21 protein-coding genes and 3 tRNA genes are annotated in these 23667 nt (G+C 64.6%); 22 read left to right on the top strand and 2 right to left on the bottom strand.

What is annotated here, in order from left to right; genetic code table 11:
• The first annotated feature begins 138 nt into the window (after nt 1-138).
• Both accD and glmM read left to right on the top strand, forming a co-directional pair.
• Nucleotides 139-1023 (top strand): acetyl-CoA carboxylase, carboxyltransferase subunit beta, encoded by an 885-nt coding sequence (accD, locus tag PV764_RS05210; protein WP_019182669.1) that lies wholly within the window; start codon nt 139-141, stop codon nt 1021-1023.
• On the top strand, nt 1023-2375 hold the full coding sequence (glmM, locus tag PV764_RS05205; RefSeq protein ID WP_019182670.1) for a phosphoglucosamine mutase: 1353 nt from the start codon (nt 1023-1025) through the stop codon (nt 2373-2375). The genes accD and glmM overlap by 1 nt, the downstream gene beginning before the upstream one ends.
• Before the next feature lie 72 nt (nt 2376-2447).
• Here glmM and PV764_RS05200 read toward each other — a convergent pair whose 3' ends face one another.
• Nucleotides 2448-3302, bottom strand: a complete 855-nt coding sequence (locus PV764_RS05200; RefSeq protein WP_421116261.1) for a polysaccharide deacetylase family protein — start codon at nt 3300-3302, stop codon at nt 2448-2450.
• A complete protein-coding gene (locus PV764_RS05195) occupies nt 3289-4440 on the bottom strand; it encodes a glycosyltransferase family 4 protein (RefSeq protein WP_070425592.1) in 1152 nt (383 codons plus the stop codon). The genes PV764_RS05200 and PV764_RS05195 overlap by 14 nt, the downstream gene beginning before the upstream one ends.
• A gap of 392 nt (nt 4441-4832) precedes the next feature.
• Here PV764_RS05195 and PV764_RS05190 point away from each other — a divergent pair, with 392 nt between their 5' ends.
• The 20 genes from PV764_RS05190 (at nt 4833) to PV764_RS05095 (ending at nt 23205) form a co-directional block, all read left to right on the top strand.
• Entirely contained in the window at nt 4833-5768 is a 936-nt protein-coding gene (locus tag PV764_RS05190) for an isopenicillin N synthase family dioxygenase (protein ID WP_421116260.1), read from the top strand.
• A 467-nt stretch (nt 5769-6235) separates the two neighbouring features.
• On the top strand, nt 6236-6991 hold the full coding sequence (gene tpiA, locus PV764_RS05185; RefSeq protein ID WP_046273238.1) for a triose-phosphate isomerase: 756 nt from the start codon (nt 6236-6238) through the stop codon (nt 6989-6991).
• 55 nt (nt 6992-7046) lie between these two features.
• The gene (gene secG / locus PV764_RS05180; protein ID WP_026069698.1) at nt 7047-7487 is read left to right on the top strand and encodes a preprotein translocase subunit SecG; all 441 of its coding nucleotides are present in this window, start codon (nt 7047-7049) and stop codon (nt 7485-7487) included.
• A 49-nt stretch (nt 7488-7536) separates the two neighbouring features.
• Nucleotides 7537-7621 (top strand) — tRNA-Leu (locus PV764_RS05175).
• 112 nt (nt 7622-7733) lie between these two features.
• Entirely contained in the window at nt 7734-8090 is a 357-nt protein-coding gene (locus tag PV764_RS05170) for an NADH-quinone oxidoreductase subunit A (protein WP_026069699.1), read from the top strand.
• Nucleotides 8081-8635 carry a NuoB/complex I 20 kDa subunit family protein gene (locus PV764_RS05165; RefSeq protein ID WP_019182677.1) on the top strand — a complete coding sequence of 185 codons (555 nt, stop codon included), beginning with the start codon at nt 8081-8083 and terminating at the stop codon, nt 8633-8635. Before PV764_RS05170 ends, PV764_RS05165 begins: the two co-directional genes overlap by 10 nt.
• A 32-nt stretch (nt 8636-8667) precedes the next feature.
• Nucleotides 8668-9420 carry an NADH-quinone oxidoreductase subunit C gene (locus tag PV764_RS05160; RefSeq protein WP_019182678.1) on the top strand — a complete coding sequence of 251 codons (753 nt, stop codon included), beginning with the start codon at nt 8668-8670 and terminating at the stop codon, nt 9418-9420.
• The gene (locus PV764_RS05155) at nt 9417-10724 is read left to right on the top strand and encodes an NADH-quinone oxidoreductase subunit D (RefSeq protein WP_046273237.1); all 1308 of its coding nucleotides are present in this window, start codon (nt 9417-9419) and stop codon (nt 10722-10724) included. Before PV764_RS05160 ends, PV764_RS05155 begins: the two co-directional genes overlap by 4 nt.
• Before the next feature lie 94 nt (nt 10725-10818).
• Nucleotides 10819-11346: an NADH-quinone oxidoreductase subunit NuoE gene (gene nuoE, locus PV764_RS05150; RefSeq protein ID WP_019182680.1), complete on the top strand. Its 528-nt coding sequence runs from the start codon at nt 10819-10821 to the stop codon at nt 11344-11346.
• Nucleotides 11347-11349: 3 nt separating this feature from the next.
• On the top strand, nt 11350-12690 hold the full coding sequence (nuoF, locus tag PV764_RS05145; RefSeq protein WP_019182681.1) for an NADH-quinone oxidoreductase subunit NuoF: 1341 nt from the start codon (nt 11350-11352) through the stop codon (nt 12688-12690).
• Entirely contained in the window at nt 12687-14921 is a 2235-nt protein-coding gene (nuoG, locus tag PV764_RS05140; protein WP_019182682.1) for an NADH-quinone oxidoreductase subunit NuoG, read from the top strand. Before nuoF ends, nuoG begins: the two co-directional genes overlap by 4 nt.
• Nucleotides 14918-16024, top strand: coding sequence for an NADH-quinone oxidoreductase subunit NuoH (nuoH, locus tag PV764_RS05135; RefSeq protein ID WP_019182683.1), 1107 nt, complete (start codon nt 14918-14920; stop codon nt 16022-16024). The genes nuoG and nuoH overlap by 4 nt, the downstream gene beginning before the upstream one ends.
• 3 nt (nt 16025-16027) lie before the next feature.
• Nucleotides 16028-16516 carry an NADH-quinone oxidoreductase subunit NuoI gene (nuoI, locus tag PV764_RS05130; protein WP_017355930.1) on the top strand — a complete coding sequence of 163 codons (489 nt, stop codon included), beginning with the start codon at nt 16028-16030 and terminating at the stop codon, nt 16514-16516.
• 9 nt (nt 16517-16525) lie between these two features.
• A complete protein-coding gene (locus PV764_RS05125; RefSeq protein WP_026069700.1) occupies nt 16526-17182 on the top strand; it encodes an NADH-quinone oxidoreductase subunit J in 657 nt (218 codons plus the stop codon).
• Nucleotides 17179-17484 (top strand): NADH-quinone oxidoreductase subunit NuoK, encoded by a 306-nt coding sequence (gene nuoK / locus PV764_RS05120; RefSeq protein WP_019182685.1) that lies wholly within the window; start codon nt 17179-17181, stop codon nt 17482-17484. Before PV764_RS05125 ends, nuoK begins: the two co-directional genes overlap by 4 nt.
• 7 nt (nt 17485-17491) lie before the next feature.
• Complete coding sequence (nuoL, locus tag PV764_RS05115) at nt 17492-19684, top strand: NADH-quinone oxidoreductase subunit L (protein WP_019182686.1); 2193 nt, start codon at nt 17492-17494, stop codon at nt 19682-19684.
• 23 nt (nt 19685-19707) lie between these two features.
• Nucleotides 19708-21216, top strand: a complete 1509-nt coding sequence (locus tag PV764_RS05110) for an NADH-quinone oxidoreductase subunit M (protein ID WP_019182687.1) — start codon at nt 19708-19710, stop codon at nt 21214-21216.
• A gap of 36 nt (nt 21217-21252) precedes the next feature.
• The gene (gene nuoN / locus PV764_RS05105) at nt 21253-22713 is read left to right on the top strand and encodes an NADH-quinone oxidoreductase subunit NuoN (RefSeq protein WP_046273236.1); all 1461 of its coding nucleotides are present in this window, start codon (nt 21253-21255) and stop codon (nt 22711-22713) included.
• A gap of 121 nt (nt 22714-22834) precedes the next feature.
• Nucleotides 22835-22911: transfer RNA gene (locus PV764_RS05100), tRNA-Met, on the top strand.
• A gap of 217 nt (nt 22912-23128) precedes the next feature.
• A tRNA-Met gene (locus PV764_RS05095) sits at nt 23129-23205 on the top strand.
• The last annotated feature ends 462 nt before the right edge of the window (nt 23206-23667 follow it).

Below are 23667 nucleotides of genomic sequence, written 5' to 3'. Positions count from 1 at the left end.
AGCACGCAAACGTACGTACCAGAATGGTTTACGTCAGCCCCCCGGCAACCGCCGGGGGGTGCCCGAGCATGGAAACGGTGAGCTAGACTGTCCGCCTTTGCGGCCCCCGGGCCGCCCTGAACGGAAGTAGCATCCCGCATGAGTTGGCTCAGCAAGTTGATGCCGTCTGGCATCCGCACCGACAACGTCCCCAGCAAGAAGCGCAGCGTCCCCGAGGGCCTGTGGGAGAAGTGCAGCAGCTGCGGCAGCGCGCTCTACCGTCCTGAGCTGGAAGAGAACCTGGAAGTCTGCCCCAAGTGTGGCCACCACATGGCCATCCGCGCGCGTGCGCGCCTGGCCGCGCTGTTCGATGCGGACAGCACCACCGAGATCGGTGCGCGCCTGGGGCCGACGGACCTGCTCAAGTTCAAGGACCAGAAGAAGTACAGCGAGCGCATCAAGGCCTCGCAGAAGAACACCGGCGAGTACGACGCACTGATCGCCATGCAGGGCCTGATGAAGGGCCGCCCGCTGGTCGCCTCCGCGTTCGATTTCGCCTTCATGGGCGGCTCGATGGGCTCGGTGGTCGGTGAGCGTTTCTCGCTGGCTGCGGAAAAGGCATTGGAGATCGGTGCGCCTTACGTGTGCTTCTCCGCCAGTGGCGGCGCGCGCATGCAGGAAGGCCTGTTCTCGCTGATGCAGATGGCCAAGACCTCGGCCGCGCTGGGTCGCCTGCGCGATGCCGGCCTGCCGTACATCTCCGTGCTGACCCACCCGACCACCGGTGGCGTGTCGGCCTCCTTCGCGATGCTGGGCGACATCAACATCGCCGAGCCGCAGGCATTGATCGGCTTCGCCGGCCCGCGCGTGATCGAGCAGACCGTGCGCGAAAAGCTGCCGGAAGGGTTCCAGCGTTCGGAGTTCCTGCTCGAGCACGGCGCGATCGACCAGATCTGCGACCGCCGCGAGATGCGCGATCGCCTGTCCGAAATCCTGGCCATGCTGGCACGCCAGCCGGCGCCGGCACCGGACGCGGCGGCCTGATGGCGTCGCGCAAGTATTTCGGCACCGACGGCATCCGCGGCAAGGTCGGTGAGGGCGTCATCTCCGCCGATTTCGTGCTGCGCCTGGGCAATGCGCTCGGGCGCGCGCTGACCGAGCGCAACGGGCACCGCCCGGTGGTGGTGATCGGCAAGGACACCCGCATCTCCGGCTACATGTTCGAAGCCGCGCTGGAGGCCGGGCTGGTCGCGGCCGGTGCGGACGTGCAGCTGCTCGGCCCCATGCCGACGCCGGCGGTGGCCTTCCTCACCCGCACCCTCGGTGCGGATGCGGGCATCGTCATCAGCGCCTCGCACAACCCGCATTACGACAACGGCATCAAGTTCTTCTCCGCCGATGGCGAAAAGCTCGATGACGCCACCGAGCTGGCCCTGGAAGCGGCGCTCGATGCGCCGTTCACCACGGTCGAGTCCGAGCGGCTGGGCAAGGCCATGCGCGCGCGGGATGCGGTCGGCCGCTACATCGAATTCTGCAAGGCCAGCGTGCCGCGCGGGTTCGATCTGCGTGGGCTGAAGATCGTGCTCGACTGCGCGCACGGTGCCACCTACCACGTTGCCCCGCTGCTGTTCCGCGAGATGGGCGCGCAGGTGGTCAGCATCGGTGATGCACCCAACGGGCTGAACATCAACGATGGCGTCGGCTCGATGCACATCGACAATCTGGCCGCGAAAGTGCGCGAAGTCGGCGCTGATTTCGGCATCGCCTTCGACGGTGATGGCGATCGAGTGCTGATGGCTGATGACCAGGGCAATCCGGTCGATGGCGATGACCTGCTGTTCGTGCTGGCCCAGGCCTGGCAGCGCAGCGGTCGCCTGCATGGCCCGGTGGTCGGTACGTTGATGACCAACTTCGGCCTGGAGCAGGCACTGGAACGGCTGAACATCCCGTTCCAGCGCAGCAACGTCGGTGACCGGTACGTGCATCAGGCGCTGGTGGAAAACAACGGCGTGCTCGGCGGCGAAGCGTCCGGCCATCTGCTGTGCCTGGACCGCGCCACCACCGGTGATGCGATCGTCAGTGCGCTGCAGGTGCTGGAAGTGCTGCGCCGTGACGGCACCTCGCTGCGCCAGGTGCTGTCGGTACTCAACAAGGTGCCGCAGAAGACCGTCAACGTGCGCCTGCAGGGCGCTGCCAAGGCCACCGTACAGGCCGAGAGCGTGCAGGCTGCGCTGCTGGCTGCACAGCAGGCAGTGAAGGGGCGCGGCCGCGCGTTCCTGCGGCCCTCGGGCACCGAGCCGGTGGTGCGTGTCACCGTCGAGGCCGACAGCGCCGAGTTGATGCAGTCCACGCTGGACAGCCTCTCGGCGGCGGTGAAGGCGGCGGCCGCGGCCTGAGCCGGGCAGCGAGGCCGGAAACTGGAAACGCCCCGGGAAACCGGGGCGTTTTCGTTGCGGCGGGGTAGCGCGTTACGGCCCCGGCACCATCTTCTTTTTCTTCGCCTTGAAGCGGTTGAACAGCGGCGCGATCAGTGGGTGGTAACTGTAGGCGATGCGCTTGCGCAGCCAGCTCGCCGGCCGGTTGCGGATCGCGAAACGGTAGATGTGTTCTGGATCGCCACCGACCACGTTGCGGCCGAACGGATGGGTGGTATGCAGGTACTTGAAGCCGTGCGCCCGCGCGATCTGCACGTAGTCCTCGTCGAAGTCGCCGTACGGCCAGCACAGGGTGTCCGAGACCTCGCCCAGCTGCTGCTGCAGGATGTCGCGCGCCACCGACAGGTCGCCGGCGATGCCCTGGCGCTTGTGCTCGCGGGAGATCGCCTGCTTGAGCCAGCGGGTGTGCGTGTGCGTGTGGCAATGCACTTCGAAGGTGCCGGCGGCGATCATCGCGCGCGCCTCGCTCCAGCGCATCATCACATCGTCCGGGCGGTTGTCGCGCAGGATCGCCTCCTCGCAGCCGCGATGGTCCGGTGTCGCGGGCAGGGTGGCGCCGGGCTGGCCCGCATGCGGGCGGACATCGCCTTCGCCCATCCAGCCGGTCACCACGAAGACGACCGCGTGCATGCCGTACTTGGCCAGGATCGGATGGGCGTACACCCGGTTGTCCAGGTAACCGTCATCGAAGGTGATCACGATCGACCTGGCCGGCGTCGGCTTGCCCGCGAGGAAATCCGCGTACTGGTCCAGCGTCAGCGAGGTCCAGCCATTGGCCGCCAGCCAGGCGATCTGGCTTTCGAAGTTTTCCGGCGAGACCGTGATCATCCCCGGGGACGGGGAGACATGGTGGTGCATCAGCACCGGGACGGATCTAGCGTTGGCCATGGCCCAGTTCCTTCAACCACTGGTGGTAATAGTGTTCGGTCGCTTCAGTGTGACCGGTCGGGGTGAAGCGGTGCGCGCTGCGCATCCATTCCCAGCCCGCCAGGCCCATCTGCTGGCGGCGGTCGGGCTGTTCGATCAGGGTGCGCAGTGCGTTGGTCAGCGCGGCCTGGTCGCCCAGCGGCGCGAGCAGGGCATTGCTGCCTTCCACTACCATCTCCGGTACGCCGCCCACGCGCGTGGCCACGATCGGCACGCCGACGTAGGCCGCCTCGAGGAACACCGTGCCGGCCGCTTCCTTGTGGGTGGCCAGCGCGAAGATATCGAAGCCGGCCATCAACCGGCAAGCGCCCTGGCGGTAGCCCAGCAGGTGCACCTGCGCGGCGATGCCGAACTGCTCGCGCAGGGCGATCAGGCGATCCATCACCGGCTGGCCATCACCGACGATCACCAGCTGCACGCGCGGGTTGGCCTGGCAAAGTGGCGCCATCGCCTTGAGCAGCTCCAGGTGGCCCTTGGGTTCGCGCAGCACTGCGACACAACCGACCACGATCTGCTCGTCGCTGAAGCCCAGTTCGGCGCGCACGTCGGCGCGGGTGTCCTGCAGGCACTGCCACGGGTCGCGCTTGGCGATCTGCGACCACTGCGGCGGCACCGCGATCGGCGGGACGATTCCCACACGCGCATCGTCGATGCCGCGGCTGACCATCAGTTTCTTGACGAAGCTGCTCACGGTCATCACCCGGTGGGGCAGGCCGGTGTAGGTCAGCAGCGAGTTGATCGGGCTCATCAGGTGGCGCGAACGCACCACCAGCGGCGTGCCGCCCAGGCGGGCGCCGGCGGCGGCAATCAGGCTGTCGCGGCGGCTGGTGGTGTTGACCACGTCATAGCCATGGCGACGTACCAGGCGCGAGACCGACCAGATGCCGCGCAGCATGCGCAGCAGGCCGCCCATCCTGAGCGCGTGCACGGTGAAGCCGGCTTCGCGTGCCATCTCGCCCAGCCGCGCGCCGGGCTGGCACAGCAGCGAGACGTCATGGCCGCGATCGCGCATGGCCAGCATGTGGCGGTAGATGTAGATCTCCTGCCCGCCAAATCCCTTGGCAGCCTCGGTATGGAGAATTTTCAGTGGAGCGTTCATCGGTGGACAGTCCATGTGTGGAAACGCGCCCGCGGCAGGCGCGGGCGGCCGTCGTCATTGCCTGCGGAATCGCGCCAGCGCATCCCATGCGCTGTGCGGTGCCGTGGGTGGGAGGTCGTGCGTGCACATCGGCCACGGGGTCGGCCCTGCCGGCGTGAGCCGGCGCAACGCCATCGGCGATGAGGGGGAGGGCAGGGCATCCATCAGGCGGGCGGGGCAAGGAGTAAAGGGGGCGGCGCGTCAGCGTCACCGTTGGCCCGTTCTGGCCGTCTGGGCGCGCGCATTGTATCGGTTTGTATCAATGTATCGGTGGCGGGGTTGGCCCGATCTGGCACAATGTTCAGCCGGGCCACAGCTGGCCCACCGACCACCATGAACAAGCAGGAATCGCTGTGAGCCAGATCCCCACCCTCGACATCACCCGTTTCGACACCGACCGCGATGCGTTCGTGGCTGAGCTGGGTGCGGCCTACCGCGAATGGGGCTTTGCTGGCATCCGCAACCACGGCATCCCGCAGGCCGATATCGACGCCGCCTACGAGGTCTTCAAGGCCTTCTTCGCGCTGCCCGAAGAGACCAAGCGCCAGTACCACGTGCCGGGCAGTGGCGGCGCGCGCGGCTACACGGCCTTCGGCGTGGAGACCGCCAAGGGCTCGCAGCACTTTGATCTGAAAGAGTTCTGGCACATCGGCCGGGAGATCCCGGACGACTCCCCGTACCGTGAGGTGATGGCCCCGAACCTGTGGCCGAGCGAGGTGCCGGGCTTCCGCGAGCGGGGTTACGGGATCTACCAGGCGCTGGACAAGCTGGGCTCGCGCGTCCTGTCGGCGCTGGCGCTGCACATTGGCCTGCCGGAGGACTTCTTCACCGACAAGACCAACAACGGCAATTCGATCCTGCGCCCGATCCATTACCCCCCGATCACGGCGGAGAACATCCCGAACGTGCGCGCCGGGGCCCATGGCGACATCAACTTCATCACGCTGCTGGTCGGCGCCAGTGCGGCCGGCCTGGAAGTGCAGTCGCACGAGGGCAAGTGGGTGCCGTTCACCTCCGACGCGGACACCATCGTGGTCAACATCGGCGACATGCTGCAGCGCCTGACCAACCATGTGTACCCCTCCACGATCCACCGCGTGGTCAATCCCCCGGGCGAACAGGCGCGCCAGCCGCGCTACTCGGTGCCGTTCTTCCTGCACCCGAACCCGGATTTCCTGATCGACGTGCTGCCGACCTGCATCACCCCGGAGAACCCGAGCCGCTACCCGGAGCCGATCACCGCCCACGGCTTCCTGGAAGAGCGCCTGCGCGAGATCAAGCTGAAATGAGCCACGAAGGCCGCCGAAAGGCGGCCTTCTTCATTCCAGTAGTGCCGGCCGCTGGCCGGCTCCAGACATACTGGCCCTGCTGCATTCAGCTATTCGCTGCTACGTGTTGGGCGATCGCTGCCATGCCCAGCCGGGACGCGCCGTAAACCCGTCCATGGGGGCTCGACGTGCGCCATCCATGGCGCCCGACGGTCCCGGCTGGGCACGGCAGCGCTCGCCCCCGACAGATTTCCTCGTCGGATGGCAGGGCAGGGCAGACTCAATGCCGACCGGGCGCTTCGTAGCTGTTCCATGCAGGCCGACCCACTGTCAGAGGGCAGGCACGTCCACCGGCCCCGACGCCCTTGCTTCTAACTTTCGTCCGCAGCGGAAAATAAATATCCAATTGAAATGTAAGCGTTTTCCCACCAACGCCATTTCGTTGCATCCGTTATCATGGCCGGCTGATACCCAAAGGAGCCCCCGCCATGCGCCGCAAGATCGTCGCCGGTAACTGGAAGCTGCACGGCAGCCGCCAATTCGCCACCGACCTGGTCAGTGACCTGGTTGCCGACCTCCCGCTGCAGGGCGTCGACGTCGTGGTCCTGCCGCCGCTGCCGTATCTGGGCGAGCTGGTCGAAGCCTTCGAAGGCCGCGCCGTCGCGTTCGGCTCCCAGGATGTCAGCAGCAATGAAAAGGGCGCCTACACCGGTGAAGTCTCGGCCACCATGCTGGCCGAAGTCGGGGCCCGCTACGGCCTGGTCGGTCACTCCGAGCGCCGGCAGTACCACGCTGAAAGCAGCGAACTGGTCGCCCGCAAGTTCGCCGCCGCTCTGCATGCCGGTCTGACCCCGATCCTGTGCGTCGGTGAGACGCTCGAGCAGCGCGAAGCCAACCAGACCGAGGCGGTCATCGCCGCCCAGCTGGCCCCCGTGCTGGATCTGGTCGGGGCCGCAGGGTTCGCCCAGGCCGTGGTCGCCTATGAGCCGGTCTGGGCCATCGGCACCGGCCGGACCGCCTCCAAGGAGCAGGCCCAGCAGGTCCACGCGTTCATCCGTGGCGAAGTGGCCAAGCTCGATGCTAGAATTGCGGATTCACTGTCGATCCTCTATGGCGGCAGCGTGAAGCCCGACAACGCCGCGGAACTGTTCGCACAGCCCGATGTCGATGGTGGGCTGGTGGGCGGCGCCTCGCTGGTGGCCGCGGACTTCCTTGCCATCGCTGCCGCGGCGGCGGGGCGCTAATTAGTTACGTTGTCGGCCCAACCGCCGGCACGACATGTCCGAGGACGGATTCGAAATGCTGATGTTGATCCTCAATGTGGTCTACGTGCTGGTCGCAGTGGCCATGATCGCGCTCATCCTGATGCAGCGTGGTTCCGGCGCGGCCGCAGGGTCGGGTTTCGGTGCCGGCGCCTCGGGCACCGTGTTCGGCGCGCGTGGCGCGTCCAACTTCCTGTCCAAGTCGACCAAGTGGCTGGCCGTGGTGTTCTTCGGCATCAGCCTCTTCATGGCCTGGTACGCCAGCCATGGCTCGCGCCCGGCGGCGCAGCAGGACCTCGGCCTGATGTCGGCGCCGGCCGCCACTGCGCCGGCCGCACCGGCAGGCGAGCTTCCGGCCGTGCCCAAGGCCCCGGAAACCCCGGCGCAGCAGCCTGTTCCGTCGGCCACTGTGCCGGCTCAGGCGGAAACTCCGAAATCTGGTGAAGAAAAGCCTTCGGAAGGCACCCAGACTCGCTGAAGACGGTTACAATATGCGGCGCACTGGAGAACAACCGGTGCGATCGTAAGCCCAGGTGGCGGAATTGGTAGACGCACTACCTTGAGGTGGTAGCGACGAGAGTCGTAGGGGTTCGAGTCCCCTCTTGGGCACCATTTGTTTGTAAGCGGGTTCGTCTGGCGCGCAAAGCGCCAGGTAGCGGTATCCGTCCACTCCCCCATGCCAAAGCGCCTGCAGGCGCAGCGGCAGAGGCAAGAGAGAATCGCTGTGCTGGCCGAATATTTGCCGTCTCTGCTGTTTCTGATCGTTGCCACCGGTATCGGCGTTGCGCTGATGCTGGTTGGCCGATTCCTCGGTCCCCGACGTCCTGATCTTAAAAAGCTCTCGCCGTACGAATGCGGCTTCGAGGCTTTCGAGGACGCGCGCATGAAGTTCGATGTGCGCTACTACCTGATCGCGATTCAGTTCATCGTATTTGATCTGGAAATCATCTTCATCGTGCCGTGGACCCAGGTCTTCATGGAACTGGGCGCACGTTCGCTGGTCACGATGGGCCTCTTCGTAGGCATGCTTTTCCTCGGTTTCATTTACGTCTGGAAGAAGGGAGCGCTGGAATGGGAGTAATTCAGACGCTCGACGGCCTGATGAACAACCCGGTCCCGGAAGGGCGGGTCGATGACATCCTGCGCCCCGAAGGCGACAACCCCCTGCTCGAAAAGGGCTACGTGACCACCAGCGTCGATGCGCTGTTGAATTGGGCGCGTACCGGTTCGATGTGGCCGATGACCTTTGGTCTGGCCTGCTGCGCAGTGGAAATGATGCACGCCGGTGCGGCGCGCCTGGATCTTGACCGTTACGGCGTGGTGTTCCGCCCGTCGCCGCGTCAGTCCGACGTGATGATCGTGGCCGGCACCCTGGTCAACAAGATGGCTCCGGCCCTGCGCAAGGTCTATGACCAGATGCCGGACCCGAAGTGGGTCATCTCGATGGGCAGCTGCGCCAACGGTGGCGGCTACTACCACTACTCCTATGCAGTAGTGCGTGGCTGTGACCGCGTGGTGCCGGTGGACATCTATGTCCCCGGCTGCCCACCTACCGCCGAAGCGCTGGTGTACGGGATCCTGCAGTTGCAGAAGAAGATCTGGCGTACGCAGACCATCGCCCGCTGACATCCCTCCTGACAAGAGCACGCCAAGCCCCCATGGCAGAGCAAGCACATTCCTTCATCGACCGACTTTCCGCACGTTTCGCAGGTGCGCAGGTCTTCGTGGTCGAACCCCGCGGCGAAGTGACGCTGGAAGTGCCCGCCGCTGACTGGCATGCCACCGCTCTGGCGCTGCGCGACGAATTCGGTTTCGAGCAGGCCGTTGACCTGTGCGGCCTGGATTATCTCGGTTATGGCAGCGACGAATGGGATACGGCCGATGTGTCGTCCCAGGGTTTCAGTCGTGGCGTCGAGGGCAAGTCCGTCGGCCGTTTCGCCTGGGGTGAATTCCCCACCCGCGAAACCAGCGATGGCGCCCAGCCGCAGCCGATCCCGCTGCAGCGGTTTGCCGTGGTCGCCCAGCTGCGTTCCTACCAGCACAACCTCACCATGCGCATCCGCTGCTTTGCGCCGAACGAGGAACTGCCGGTGGTCGCCTCGCTGACCAACATCTGGCCGGGCCTGAACTGGTTCGAGCGCGAAGCGTTCGATCTGTTCGGCGTGATCTTCGAAGGTCACCCGGACCTGCGCCGCATCCTGACCGACTATGGCTTCGTCGGCCATCCGTTCCGCAAGGATTTCCCGCTGATCGGCAACGTCGAAGTGCGCTACGACGAAGAAAAACAGCGCGTCATCTATGAACCGGTGACCTCGGTCGAACCGCGTGTCGGCGTGCCGCGCGTGATCCGTGACGACGCCCGTTTCCAGACCGCTGCCGGTGAATCCGCGCAGTCGGAGGCAAGCAAGTGAGTGAATTCACCCAGGCCAGCCAGGCCTTTGCGAGCAACCCGGCCGAACTGCGCCAGGAGATCCGCAACTACACGATGAACTTCGGTCCGCAGCATCCGGCCGCGCACGGTGTGCTGCGCCTGATCCTGGAAATGGACGGCGAAACCATCATGCGTGCCGACCCCCACGTGGGCCTGCTGCACCGTGGTACCGAAAAGCTGGCCGAGTCCAAGCCGTTCAACCAGTCGATCGGCTACATGGATCGCCTGGATTACGTGTCGATGATGTGCAACGAGCACGCCTACGTGCGCGCGATCGAGACCCTGATGGGGATCGAGGCGCCGGAGCGTGCGCAGTACATCCGCACCATGTTCGACGAAATCACCCGCATCCTGAATCACCTGATGTGGCTGGGTTCCAACGCGCTCGATCTGGGCGCGATGGCGGTCATGCTGTACGCCTTCCGTGAGCGCGAAGAGCTGATGGACTGCTACGAAGCGGTCTCCGGCGCGCGCATGCACGCAGCGTACTACCGTCCGGGCGGCGTCTACCGTGACCTGCCGGACCACATGCCCAAGTACAAGGAATCGCGCTGGCACAAGGGCAAGGCCCTGAAGAACCTCAACGCCTCGCGCGAAGGTTCGCTGCTGGACTTCCTGGAGAACTTCACCGTCGAGTTCCCCAAGCGCGTGGACGAATACGAGACCCTGCTGACCGACAACCGTATCTGGAAGCAGCGTACGGTCGGCATCGGCGTGGTCACCCCGGAACTGGCCCATGCCTGGGGCATGACCGGCGTGATGCTGCGTGGCTCGGGCATCGCCTGGGATCTGCGCAAGAAGCAGCCGTATGCCAAGTACGATGCGGTCGAGTTCGACATCCCGCTCGGCAAGGAAGGTGACTGCTACGACCGTTACCTGTGCCGCGTGGCCGAGATGCGCGAATCCAACCGCATCATCAAGCAGTGCGTCACCTGGCTGAAGGCCAACCCGGGCCCGGTCATGGTCAAGAACTTCAAGGTCGCGCCGCCCAGCCGCGAAGACATGAAGGACGACATGGAAGCGCTGATCCATCACTTCAAGCTGTTCAGTGAAGGCTACTGCGTTCCGGCCGGCGAAACCTACGCCGCCGTCGAAGCGCCCAAGGGCGAGTTCGGCTGCTACCTGATGTCCGATGGCGCCAACAAGCCGTTCCGCGTGCACCTGCGCGCGCCGGGCTTCGCCCATCTGTCCTCGATCGACTCGGTCGTGCGCGGGCACATGCTCGCCGACGTGGTGGCCATGATCGGCACCTACGACCTGGTGTTCGGTGAGGTGGACCGGTGATCGCATCCGCTTGCACGATGCCTGACACCCGCCGGCTGCTGCCGGCGCTGCAGGTTCTGGTTTTTAACGATTTCGTATTCGCTGAGGTCGGCCGATGAAGGCGACAGGTAATTTCGAGGCGGCGCGCGACGTCGACCCGATGGTGGTCTTGAGTGACAAGACCCGTGCGCACATCGATCACTGGCTGGCCAAGTTCCCGCCGGATCGCAAGCGCTCGGCTGTCCTGCAGGGCCTGCACGCCGCACAGGAACAGAATGCGGGCTGGCTGACCGACGAGCTGATCGCCGGCGTCGCCAAGTACCTGGACCTGCCGCCGGTGTGGGCCTACGAGGTCGCCAGCTTCTATTCGATGTTCGAACTGGAGAAGGTCGGCCGCCACAACGTCGCCTTCTGCACCAACATCAGCTGCTGGTTGAACGGCGCCGAAGACCTGGTCGCGCACGCCGAGAAGAAGCTCGGCTGCAAGACCGGTCAGTCCACCGCCGATGGCCGCATCTACCTCAAGCGCGAAGAAGAATGCCTGGCCGGTTGCGCCGGTGCGCCGATGATGGTCATCAACGGCCATTACCACGAGCGCCTGACCGTCGAGAAAGTCGACGAGCTGCTGGACGGGTTGGAGTAAGACATGGCACATCATCACGCACCCAGTGGTCCGGTCGGTCCCGCACCGTTGCCGCACCAGGTGGTCTACACCACCCTGCATTACGACACTCCGTGGTCGTATGAAAACTACCTCAAGACCGGCGGTTACGCCGCCCTGCGCAAGATCCTCGAAGAGAAGATCTCGCCGGAGCAGGTCATCGAGATGGTCAAGCAGTCCAACCTGCGCGGCCGTGGCGGCGCGGGCTTCCCGACCGGCCTGAAGTGGTCCTTCATGCCCAAGGGCACGATGCAGAAGTACATCCTGTGCAACTCGGATGAATCCGAGCCGGGTACCTGCAAGGACCGCGACATCCTGCGTTACAACCCGCATTCGGTGGTGGAAGGCATGGCGATCGCCTGCTACGCCACTGGCTCGACCGTGGGCTACAACTACCTGCGTGGCGAGTTCCACCACGAGCCGTTCGAGAACTTCGAGCAGGCCCTGGCCGACGCGTACGCGAACGGCTGGCTGGGCAAGGACATCCTCGGCAGCGGCGTGGACATCGACATCTACGGTGCGCTGGGCGCCGGCGCGTACATCTGCGGCGAAGAAACCGCGCTGATGGAATCGCTGGAAGGCAAGAAGGGCCAGCCGCGCTACAAGCCGCCGTTCCCGGCCAACTTCGGCCTGTACGGCAAGCCGTCGACGATCAACAACACCGAGACCTATGCCTCGGTGCCGGCGATCATCCGCAACGGTCCGGAGTGGTTCCAGGGCCTGAGCCTGACCAAGAACGGCGGCCCGAAGATCTTCTCGGTCTCCGGCTGCGTGCAGAAGGGCGGCAACTTCGAAGTGCCGCTGGGCACCACCTTCGACGACCTGCTGGAAATGGCAGGTGGTCTGAAACCGGGCCGCACGCTCAAGGGCGCGGTCCCGGGCGGCGTCTCGATGCCGGTGCTGAAGGCTGAGGAGCTCAAGGGCCTGCAGATGGACTACGACACCCTGCGTGCCCTGGGCACCGGTCTGGGGTCGGGCGCCATCGTGGTGCTGGACGACAGCGTCTGCTGCGTCAAGTTCGCCTGCCGCATCAGCCAGTTCTTCCACAAGGAATCCTGTGGGCAGTGCACCCCGTGCCGTGAAGGCACCGGCTGGATGCACCGCGTGCTGGAGCGCATCGTCGCCGGCAAGGCCACGATGGAAGACCTGCATCAGTTGAAGACGGTGGCCGGCCAGATCGAAGGCCACACCATCTGTGCGTTCGGTGAAGCGGCGGCATGGCCCATCCAGGGCTTCCTGCGCCAGTTCTGGGACGAATTCGAGTACTACATCGTCAACGGTCATTCGATGGTTGACGGCAAGAAGGTGGAGGCAGCCGCCGCATGAGCGCGCAACCCGTAAACCCGAGCGTGCCACCGGATCATGTGACCGTCGAAATCGACGGCCAGTCCCTGGTCGTGCCCAAGGGCTCGATGATCATCCAGGCCGCCGACAAGGCCGGCATTCCGATCCCGCGCTTCTGCTACCACGAGAAGCTGCCGATCGCCGCCAACTGCCGCATGTGCCTGGTCGACGTGGAAAAGTCGCCCAAGCCGGCACCGGCCTGCGCCACGCCGGTCATGGATGGCATGAAGGTCGCCACCCGCAGTGAAAAGGCGCTGAAGTTCCAGCGCTCGGTGATGGAATTCCTGCTGATCAACCATCCGCTGGACTGCCCGATCTGCGATCAGGGCGGCGAGTGCGAGTTGCAGGACGTTTCGCTGGGCTATGGCCGTTCGGTCAGCCGCTTCAACGAGCGCAAGCGCGTGGTGCCCGACGAGGACATCGGTCCGCTGGTGGCCACCGAAATGACCCGCTGCATCCAGTGCACCCGCTGCGTCCGCTTCACTGCCGACGTTGCCGGTACCTACGAACTGGGTGGCATGTACCGCGGTGAAAACCTGCAGATCGGCACCTACGACGGCAAGCCGTTGACGACCGAGCTGTCCGGCAACGTCGTCGATGTCTGCCCGGTCGGCGCGCTGACCAACAAGGTGTTCCAGTTCCGCGCCCGTCCGTGGGAACTGACCGCGCGTGAGTCGCTGGGTTACCACGACGCGATGGGCTCGAACCTGTTCCTGCACGTGCGTCGCGGCGAAGTGCTGCGCGCAGTGCCGCGCGACAACGAAGCCGTCAACGAATGCTGGCTGTCCGATCGCGACCGCTATTCGCACCAGGGCCTGTACAGCGATGACCGTGCGGTCAAGCCGCTGCGCAAGGTCAACGGCGAGTGGAAGGAAGTGAGCTGGGCTGAAGGCCTGGCCGCCGCCAAGGAAATCTTCGCCGCGAACCAGGGCGACGACCTCGGCGTGCTGGTGCACCCGTCGGCCTCGAACGAGGAGGGCGCGCTGCTGGCCCGCCTCGCCAGCGGCCTGGGCACCACCAACATCGATCACCGCATCAACAACCGCGACTTCTCCGACGCCGCCACCGCCGAAGTCTTCGGCCTGCCGCTGGCCGAGATCGAAGGCGCGGACAGCATCGTCGTGCTCGGCAGCAACATCCGTCACGAGCTGCCGCTGCTGCATGCCCGCCTGCGCAAGGCACAGACCACGCGCAACGCGAAGATCCATGCCGTCAATCCGGTCGACTTCGATTTCGCGTTCAAGCTGGCCAGCAAGCAGATCGTTGCCCCGTCGGCCTTCATCGACGCGCTCGGCAATGCCGACCTGCGCGACGCGGTCAAGGGCGCCAGCAATGCCGTGCTGATCGTCGGTGGCATCGCCGAAAACCACCCGCAGGCTGCCGCGATCCGCGCCGCCGCGCGTGATTTCGCTGCCGCGACCGGTGCCAAGCTGTGCCGCATCCCGCAGGGCGCCAATGCCGTGGGCCTGACCCGCGCCGGCGTGCTGCCGGCCGGCAAGGACGTCAACGCCATGCTGGCGCAGCCGCGCAAGGCCTACGCCATCTACGGCATCGAGCCGGGCCTGGACTTCGCCGACGCCGCCGCTGCCCGCAAGGCACTGGCCGGTGCCCAGGTGGTGGCCTTCAGCCAGTTCGCCTGTGCCTCGACCCGCGATGTGGCCGACGTGATCCTGCCGATCGGCGCGCTGCCGGAAGTGGATGCCACCTTGACCAACCTCGATGGTCGCGAGCAGTCGGCGCGTGCCGGCGGCAAGCTGCCGGGCGAGGCGCGTGAAGGCTGGCGCGTGCTGCGTGCACTGGGCGGCGAACTGTCGCTGACCGGTTTCGAGTTCACCGATCTGGCCGGCCTGCGCGCCAGCCTGGCCCCGGTCAGCGTCAACGTGTCGTCTTCGGCGGCCACGCCGGTAGCGGGCGAGGGCCTGGAAGTGACCTCGACCGCCGCGATCTACCGCACCGATGCGGTGGTCCGTCGTGCCCAGGCGCTGCAGTCGCATCCGCTCAACAACGCCCCGCGCATCGTGCTCAACGCCGACGACGCTGCCCGCCTGCAGTTGGTGGAAGGCCAGATGGCCAAGGTCGGCACCGATGCCGGCCGTGCCACCTTGCCGGTGGTGGTCGACGCCCGCGTTGCCGCTGGGTCGGTCTGGATTGAATCGGGCCACGGTGCAACCGCACCGCTGGGTGCCGCACGCGTAACGGTGGTGGCTGCATGAACGAATTGCTGTTGAACGCGGTCGACCCGCTGCACCAGTGGCTGCTGTCACTGGGCGACATCGGCGCGCTGCTCTGGATCATCCTGAAGATCCTGGTGATCGCCATGCCGGTGATCATCTCGGTGGCCTTCTACGTGGTCTGGGAGCGCAAGCTGATCGGCTGGATGCACGTGCGTCATGGCCCGATGTATGTCGGCATGGGCATCTTCCAGGCCTTCGCCGACGTCTTCAAACTGCTGTTCAAGGAAATCATCCAGCCGAGCAGCTCGCACAAGGCGATGTTCATCCTTGCGCCGCTGATCACCCTGGGCCCGGCCTTCGCGGCCTGGTCGGTGATTCCCTTCGACGCCCGGATCGTGCTCTCCAACGCCAACGCCGGCCTGCTGTACCTGCTGGCGATGACCTCGCTGGGCGTGTACGGCATCATCCTGGCCGGTTGGGCCTCCAACTCGAAGTACGCGTTCCTCGGTGCGATGCGCGCCTCGGCGCAGATGATCAGCTACGAAATCGCGATGGGCTTTGCCCTGGTCGGCGTGATGATCGCCTCGGGCAGCCTCAACCTGAGCAACATCGTGATGGCGCAGGCGGGCAGCTCCGGTCTGTTCGACTGGTTCCTGCTGCCGCTGTTCCCGCTGTTCATCGTGTACTGGGTGTCCGGCGTTGCCGAAACCAACCGCGCGCCGTTCGACGTCGTGGAAGGTGAATCGGAAATCGTGGCCGGCCACATGGTCGAATACTCCGGTGGTGCGTTCGCGCTGTTCTTCCTGGCCGAATACGCCAACATGATCCTGATCAGCTTCCTGATCTCGATCTTCTTCCTCGGTGGTTGGCTGAGCCCGTTCCAAGGTTGGTTCGACATCCAGCTCAGCAACCAGGCCATTGCGCCTTGGGTTGAGTGGATCTGGGTGGGCGGCTGGCCGTGGCTGCTGCTGAAGGTCTTCTTCTTCGCCAGCTCCTACATCTGGTTCCGTGCCAGCTTCCCGCGCTTCCGTTACGACCAGATCATGCGTCTGGGCTGGAAGGTCTTCATCCCGCTCACCATCTTCTGGATTGCAGTGACGGCGTTGATGGTGTTTTACGGCGTGATCCAGAAGGGCGTCTAAGCGATGAACCGAATTACCCATTACTTCAAAAGCCTGCTGCTCCTTGAGCTGCTCGGTGGTCTGTGGCTGACCCTGAAGTACGCCTTCAAGCCCAAGTACACGCTGATGTACCCGATGGAGAAGTTCCCGCAGTCGCCGCGTTTCCGCGGCCTGCACGCGCTTCGCCGCTACCCCAACGGCGAGGAACGCTGCATCGCATGCAAATTGTGCGAAGCGGTGTGCCCGGCGCTGGCGATCACCATCGATTCGGCCAAGCGCGAGGACGGCACCCGCCGTACCACCCGTTACGACATCGATCTGTTCAAGTGCATCTTCTGCGGCTTCTGTGAAGAAAGCTGCCCGGTGGACTCGATCGTCGAGACCCACATTCTCGAGTACCACTTCGAGAACCGTGGCGAGAACATCGTTACCAAGCCGCAGCTGCTGGCCATCGGTGATCGGCTTGAAGCCGAGATCGCCGAGCGTCGCGCCGCCGATGCCGCTTTCCGCTGAGGTCGAATGATGGATTGGGTAAATATCAGTTTCTGGGTCTTCTCCATCGTGGCGGGCATTTCCGCTGCGGCGGTGATCAGCGTGCGCAATCCGGTCTATGCCGTGTTGTGCCTGATCCTGACCTTCTTCTCCGTGGCCTGCATCTGGATCCTGGTCGGCGCCGAGTTCCTGGGCGTGGCCCTGGTGCTGGTCTACGTCGGCGCGGTCATGGTGCTGTTCCTGTTCGTGGTGATGATGCTGGACATCGATCCCTCCAACCTGCGTGAGGGCTGGGTGCGTTACCTGCCGCTCGGCCTGGTGGTGGCGGTGACGATGCTGGTGCAGATGCTGGTGCTGATCGGCGTGAAGGGCAGGGCGGTCAATCCGTTCCCGGCCGACAACGCTGCCGCGCTGGCTGCCGACACGTCCAACATCACCTGGCTGGCCCGCAGCCTGTTCACCGAATACCTGCTGCCGTTCGAGTTCGCCGCCGTCATCCTGACCGTGGCCGTGGTTGCCGCCGTGATGCTGACCCTGCGTCGCCGCACCGGCCTGAAGACCCAGAACCCGTCCGAGCAGACCATGGTCAAGGGCAGCGACCGCCTGCGCGTGGTCAAGATGGACGCGGAGAAGCCGGTCGTGCACACCAACATCAAGCCGTCCAGCAACGAGGAGGCGCAGCCATGATCACGCTTGGCCACATTCTGGCGCTCGGCGCGGTGCTGTTCTGCATCAGCCTTGCCGGCATCTTCCTCAACCGCAAGAACATCATCGTGCTGCTGATGTCCATCGAGTTGATGCTGCTGTCGGTCAACATCAATTTCGTCGGGTTCTCGCGTGAGATGGGTGATACGGCCGGACAGCTGTTCGTCTTCTTCATCCTGACCGTGGCCGCGGCCGAGGCCGCCATCGGCCTCGCGATCCTGGTAACCCTGTTCCGTACTCGCCGCACCATCAATGTCGGCGAAGTCGATTCGCTGAAGGGCTGATCCGTAGATGGAAATCACTCTCTCCAAGAGTCTGTTGATCGCAGTGGTGCTCGCACCGCTGTTCGGCAGCATCATCGCCGGCCTGTTCGGTCGTCAGGTCGGTCGCGCTGGCGCGCAGGCGGTCACCATCCTCGGCGTGGCGGTCAGCTGCGTGCTGTCCAGCTATGTGCTGTACATGCTGCTGTGGGGCGGCGCCCAGCCGTTCAACCAGAACATCTATACGTTCTTCGAAGTGGGCCAGTACTCGGCGCACGTCGGCTTCATGGTCGACAAGCTCACCGCGATGATGATGGTCGTGGTGACCTTCGTGTCCTTCCTGGTGCACGTGTACACCATCGGCTACATGCAGGATGACCCGGGCTACCAGCGGTTCTTCAGCTACATCTCGCTGTTCACCTTCTCGATGCTCACCCTGGTGATGAGCAACAACTTCCTGCAGCTGTTCTTCGGCTGGGAAGCGGTGGGCCTGGTCTCGTACCTGCTGATCGGCTTCTGGTTCAAGCGCCCGACCGCCATCTTCGCCAACATGAAGGCCTTCCTGGTCAACCGTGTCGGTGACTTCGGCTTCATCCTCGGCATCGCCGGCGTGTTGTGGGTGTTCGGCACCCTGGATTACGCCACCGTGTTCGCCAACGCGCAGGTGCTGGGCCACCCGGATGCGCTGATCCAGATCTGGTCGGGCACGATCAACCTGTTCGGCACCTCCATTCCGGTGATGAGCGAGCCGGTGATCTGGTCGGTCGCCACCGTGATCTGCATCTGCCTGTTCATCGGTGCGATGGGCAAGTCGGCCCAGGTGCCGCTGCACGTCTGGCTGCCGGACTCGATGGAAGGCCCGACCCCGATCTCGGCCCTGATCCACGCCGCGACCATGGTCACCGCGGGCATCTTCATGGTCACCCGCATGTCGCCGCTGTTCGAGCTGTCCCAGACCGCGCTGAACTTCGTGCTGTTCATCGGTGCCACCACCGCGTTCTTCACCGGCCTGATCGGCATCGTGCAGAACGACATCAAGCGCGTCGTCGCGTACTCCACGCTGTCCCAGCTGGGCTACATGACCGTCGCCCTGGGTGTGTCGGCCTACTCGGCGGCCGTGTTCCACCTGATGACCCATGCCTTCTTCAAGGCGCTGCTGTTCCTCGGCGCGGGCTCGGTGATCATCGCCATGCACCACGAGCAGGACATGCGCAAGATGGGCGGCCTGCGCAAGTACATGCCGATCACCTTCATCACCATGTGGATCGGTACGCTGGCCCTGGTCGGCACCCCGTTCTTCTCCGGCTTCTACTCCAAGGACACCATCATCGAGGCCGCGCAGCACCACGCGCATGTGTCCTCGAGCTGGGTGGCGACCTACGGGTACTGGGCGGTGCTGGGTGGCGTGGTCGTCACCAGCTTCTACAGCTTCCGCCTGCTGTTCCTGACCTTCCATGGCAAGGAACGCTTCCGCGATGCGCATGACGATCACGGCCATGGCCATGACGATCATCACGCCGCAGACGCGCACGCAGCCGACGCCCACCATGGCGACGCGCATGATGACGATCATGGCCACGGCCATGGCGCGCATGAGCCGCACGAAACCCCGTGGGTGGTGACGCTGCCCCTGATCCTGCTGGCGATCCCCTCGATGGTCATCGGTTTCTTCAGCATCGGTCCGATGCTGTATGGCACCGACTGGGCCGGCCACCACGCCGACACCGCCATCCCGGGCCAGGTGCATTCGTTCTTCACCGGCATCGTTGATTTCTACGACCCGGCGCGCAACACCATTGGTGCGCTGGCCGAAGAATTCCACGGCCCGGTGGCTTTCGCGATCCACGGCATGATGGCCCCGGCCTTCATCCTGACGGTGGTCGGCTTCCTGCTGGCGGCGCTGTTCTACCTGTGGAAGCCGGAACTGGCCGGCAAGGCCCGCAAGACCTTCGCGCCGATCGTGTCGGTGCTGGAGAACAAGTACGGCTTCGACAAGCTCTGGATCGGCGGTTTCGCCGGCGGCGGTATCAAGCTCGGCAAGGTTTCGCGCGCGATCGACACGAATGTGGTCGATGGTGTGGTGGTCAACGGTTCGGCGCGCCTGATCGATCTGGCGGCCAACCTGCTGCGTCGCACCCAATCCGGTTTCCTCTATCACTACGCCTTCGCGATGATCATCGGCCTGATTGCCCTTCTGGGCGTCCTGATGCATTACCTGCGTTGATGACCTGTACGGAATAAGAAGACGTGTCGAACTGGCCCCTACTTAGTGTTCTCATCTGGCTGCCGATCATCGGCGGTGCATTGATCCTTGCCATCCGGGATGCCCAAACCGCCCGGTGGGCGTCCCTGGGCGTCGCGGTGCTGACCTTCGTGGCCAGCCTGTCGCTGCTCAGCGGCTATGACACGGGAATCGACGCGCTGCAGTTCGTCGAGACCCGCGCCTGGATCCCCGCCTACGACATCGGCTACAACCTCGGCGTCGACGGCATCGCGATCGCGCTGATCCTGCTGACCACGCTGGTCTCGGTGCTGGCCCTGATCGGTGCCTGGAGCGCGATCGACAAGCGCGTGAACCAGTACGTGGCCGCCTTCCTGATCCTGGAAGGTGTCACCGTCGGTATCTTCTCGGCGACGGACGCGATGCTGTTCTACGTGTTCTTCGAAGCGATGCTGATCCCGATGTTCCTGATCATCGGTGTCTGGGGCGGCCCGCGCCGCATCTACGCCGCGCTGAAGTTCTTCCTGTACACCTTCCTCGGCTCGGTGCTGATGCTGGTGGCCCTGATCTACCTGTACCTGAAGGGCGGCAGCTTCCAGCTGGCCGACCTGTACCAGCTGCAGCTGTCGGGCAAGGAACAGACGTGGATCTTCTTCGCCTTCCTGATCGCCTTCGCGGTCAAGGTGCCGATGTTCCCGGTCCACACCTGGCTGCCGGACGCCCACGTGGAAGCGCCGACCGCCGGTTCGGTGATCCTGGCCGCGATCGCCCTGAAGATCGGTGGCTACGGCTTCCTGCGCTTCAACCTGCCGATCGTGCCGGACGCCTCGCATGAGTGGGCCTGGCTGGTGATCGCGCTGTCGCTGGTGGCGGTGATCTACGTTGGCCTGGTCGCCCTGGTGCAGGACGACATGAAGAAGCTGATCGCCTATTCGTCGATCGCGCACATGGGCTTCGTGACCCTGGGTACCTTCATCGCCATGTGGCTGGTGCGCGACGCCGGCAACCCGGATGCCGCCCGTCTGGGCCTGCAGGGCGCGATGGTGCAGATGGTTTCGCACGGCTTCGTGTCCGGCGCGATGTTCTCCTGCGTCGGCGTGCTGTATGACCGCATGCACAGCCGCCGCATCGCCGATTACGGCGGCGTGGTCAACGTGATGCCCTGGTTTGCCACCTTCGCCATGCTGTTCTTCATGGCCAATGCCGGCCTGCCGGGTACCAGCGGGTTCGTCGGTGAATTCATGATCATCATGGCCAGCTTCCAGCGCAATCCGTGGCTGGCACTCGGCGCGGCGAGCACCCTGGTGATCACCGCGGCGTATACGCTGTGGCTGTACAAGCGCGTGTTCTTCGGTGAAGTGGCCAACGCCCATGTCGCCGAGCTGAAGGACATCAACGGTCGCGAGTGGCTGGTGTTGGGTGTATTCGCCGTGGGCACCCTTGCCCTGGGCCTGTACCCCAAGCCGCTGACCGACCTGATGGAGCCCTCGATCGCGAAGCTGGCGATGCAGATCGCATCCAGCAAGCTGCTGTAATCGGGCCGTCGAGAGTATTGATTCCAGGATTTGATGATGACCACCTCGCCGCTGTTGCCACTGACCGCCGCTGACCTCCCGCCGCTCGCTCCCGAGCTGGTGCTGGTCGGCAGTGCGTTCGCCCTGTTGATGCTTGATCTTTTCATCAGTGAGAAGAACAAGATCTGGACCCACCTGTTCTCGATCGCTGCGCTGGCGGTCGTGTTCTTCATGCTCGCCACCGGAGTGGGCGGGCAGGGCGAGGTCTTCCACGGCATGTTCGTCCGCGACAACGCGGCCGATGTGATGAAGACCGTGATCGTGCTGTGCAGCGGCCTGACCCTGATCTACGGCTGGAGCTACCTGCGCGAGCGCAAGCTGTACCAGGGCGAGATCCCGGTGCTGATCCTGTTCGCCACCGCAGGCATGATGATCCTGGTCTCGGCCGGCAGCCTGCTGATGGTCTACCTCGGCCTGGAACTGCTGGCGCTGTGCTCCTACGCACTGGTCGCCAGCAACCGTGAAAACGGCCTGGCCTCGGAAGCGGCGATGAAGTACATCGTGCTGGGTTCGCTGGCCTCGGGCCTGCTGCTGTACGGCATGTCGCTGATCTACGGCGCCACCGGCTCGCTGCATCTGGATGCGATCAACGCTGCCATTCCGCACACCGAAGAGAAGATGCTGCTGCTGACCGGCGCGGTGTTCATGATCGCCGGCGTGGCCTTCAAGCTGGGTGCCGCCCCGTTCCACATGTGGCTTCCCGACGTGTACCAGGGTGCCCCGGCACCGGTCGCGCTGTTCATCAGCTCGGCCCCGAAGCTGGCCGCGTTCGGCATGGCCTACCGCCTGCTGGAGATGGGCGTGGGTCCGCTGGCCGACGAGTGGAAGTACCTGATCGGTGGGCTGGCCGCACTGTCGCTGGTGATCGGCAACCTGATGGCGATCGCGCAGACCAACCTCAAGCGCATGCTGGCCTTCTCGACCGTCTCGCACATCGGCTTCCTGCTGATGGGCATGGCCGGCGGTGGCGAGCGTGGCTACTCGGCGGCGCTGTTCTACGCCCTGAGCTACGCGATCATGTCCACGGCCGCGTTCGGCGCGATCATCGCGCTGTCGCGCAATGGCTTTGAAGCCGAGAAGATCGAAGACTTCAAGGGCCTCAACGCCCGCAACCCGTGGATGGCCGGCCTGGTGCTGTGCATCATGGCGTCGCTGGCAGGCATCCCGCCGTTCCTGGGCTTCTGGACCAAGCTGGCCGTCCTCGGCGCGGCGATCCAGGGCGACATGCTGTGGCTGGCCATGGTCGGCGTGATCTGCGCCGTGATCGGCTGCTTCTACTACCTGCGCGTCATCAAGGTCATGTACTTCGATGAGCCGGTGGGCGAGCCGCTGCCGGCCAACAACGACCGCGTGCTGGGCGTGGTGCTGGGCGTGAACGCGCTGGCGCTGCTGGCCCTGGGCGTGGCGTGGAACCCGATCATGGTGTGGTGCCAGCAGGCATTTGCACAAATTTCGTAAAAAACGATACAAACGTGCGCAACTCGTGTAATATTCATCTCCTGAGTTGTTGATGCAGCGGTTTCGCCAGAAGATCGTTGCTAGGAAGTCCCCCGGGCCTTCCGCACTCATCCGCTTCTGCTGCGGGGTGGAGCAGTCTGGCAGCTCGTCGGGCTCATAACCCGAAGGTCGCAGGTTCAAATCCTGCCCCCGCTACCATATAGCTCCGGTGCAAACCGGAGGCAGTGGACGAATCAAGCGATACCGGAAACGGTGTCGCTTTTTTCGTTCCAGGCCCGGTAGAGCCGACCGTTGGTCGGCTGCTCTCCTGGGCAGGGGAGGAAACCGTCCCCCGGCTGCCGTTCCTCGATGCGAGGTATTCGTTTCAACATGGGGTTGCACGGGAATGAAAACTCCCTTACAATTCCGCTTCTGCTGCGGGGTGGAGCAGTCTGGCAGCTCGTCGGGCTCATAACCCGAAGGTCGCAGGTTCAAATCCTGCCCCCGCTACCACAGAAAATCTGCAGTGCAGATGCAGTAGACGAAAAGGCGATCTCGGTAACGAGGTCGCTTTTTTCGTTGGGTCACGGCGCCTTCTGCGGACCTGCCCGCGCCGCTGCCCACGACGAGGGTCACAGCTTGGCTGTTCAGCTTTCCGAACAGGGACACCAGAGGCCACCCCAACCATTGCACCAGCGCGGTGCAACGGCTATCATCAGTGGCTTAGCGGACTGTCTATTCCTATCCCCTCAAGGGATATGAACAGGCCCCGCGACCGGCTTCCAGGAACGGCAACCTGTACCCAGGCCGCCGTGACCCCCCGGAACGCTGGGCTCGCAGATTCGCACCACGTGCGCATCTGCACCGGAATCCAGCATGACCGGAGTTGTACCGGACAGGGGCCCAACGGGCCCTTTGTTGTTTCCGGAAGGTGGTCCAAGCCATGGACCAGACCGTATTTCTTTTCAACGAATC

It is taken from the genome of Stenotrophomonas sp. AS1, from assembly GCF_048957655.1.
Taxonomy (GTDB): Bacteria; Pseudomonadota; Gammaproteobacteria; order Xanthomonadales; family Xanthomonadaceae; genus Stenotrophomonas; species Stenotrophomonas bentonitica_A.
The sequence above is the reverse complement of the archived record's forward strand: the minus strand, read 5'-3'. Positions and strand labels throughout refer to the sequence as shown.

Bases quoted from the DNA above. Each gene is read 5' to 3' on its own strand.
- accD (WP_019182669.1), top strand. From the start codon at position 139: ATGAGTTGGCTCAGCAAGTTGATGCCGTCTGGCATCCGCACCGACAAC.
- glmM (WP_019182670.1), top strand. From the start codon at position 1,023: ATGGCGTCGCGCAAGTATTTCGGCACCGACGGCATCCGCGGCAAGGTC.
- PV764_RS05200 (WP_421116261.1), bottom strand. From the start codon at position 3,302: ATGGCCAACGCTAGATCCGTCCCGGTGCTGATGCACCACCATGTCTCC.
- PV764_RS05195 (WP_070425592.1), bottom strand. From the start codon at position 4,440: ATGAACGCTCCACTGAAAATTCTCCATACCGAGGCTGCCAAGGGATTT.
- tpiA (WP_046273238.1), top strand. From the start codon at position 6,236: ATGCGCCGCAAGATCGTCGCCGGTAACTGGAAGCTGCACGGCAGCCGC.
- secG (WP_026069698.1), top strand. From the start codon at position 7,047: ATGCTGATGTTGATCCTCAATGTGGTCTACGTGCTGGTCGCAGTGGCC.
- PV764_RS05165 (WP_019182677.1), top strand. From the start codon at position 8,081: ATGGGAGTAATTCAGACGCTCGACGGCCTGATGAACAACCCGGTCCCG.
- PV764_RS05160 (WP_019182678.1), top strand. From the start codon at position 8,668: ATGGCAGAGCAAGCACATTCCTTCATCGACCGACTTTCCGCACGTTTC.
- nuoE (WP_019182680.1), top strand. From the start codon at position 10,819: ATGAAGGCGACAGGTAATTTCGAGGCGGCGCGCGACGTCGACCCGATG.
- nuoF (WP_019182681.1), top strand. From the start codon at position 11,350: ATGGCACATCATCACGCACCCAGTGGTCCGGTCGGTCCCGCACCGTTG.
- nuoG (WP_019182682.1), top strand. From the start codon at position 12,687: ATGAGCGCGCAACCCGTAAACCCGAGCGTGCCACCGGATCATGTGACC.
- nuoH (WP_019182683.1), top strand. From the start codon at position 14,918: ATGAACGAATTGCTGTTGAACGCGGTCGACCCGCTGCACCAGTGGCTG.
- nuoI (WP_017355930.1), top strand. From the start codon at position 16,028: ATGAACCGAATTACCCATTACTTCAAAAGCCTGCTGCTCCTTGAGCTG.
- PV764_RS05125 (WP_026069700.1), top strand. From the start codon at position 16,526: ATGGATTGGGTAAATATCAGTTTCTGGGTCTTCTCCATCGTGGCGGGC.
- nuoK (WP_019182685.1), top strand. From the start codon at position 17,179: ATGATCACGCTTGGCCACATTCTGGCGCTCGGCGCGGTGCTGTTCTGC.
- nuoL (WP_019182686.1), top strand. From the start codon at position 17,492: ATGGAAATCACTCTCTCCAAGAGTCTGTTGATCGCAGTGGTGCTCGCA.
- nuoN (WP_046273236.1), top strand. From the start codon at position 21,253: ATGACCACCTCGCCGCTGTTGCCACTGACCGCCGCTGACCTCCCGCCG.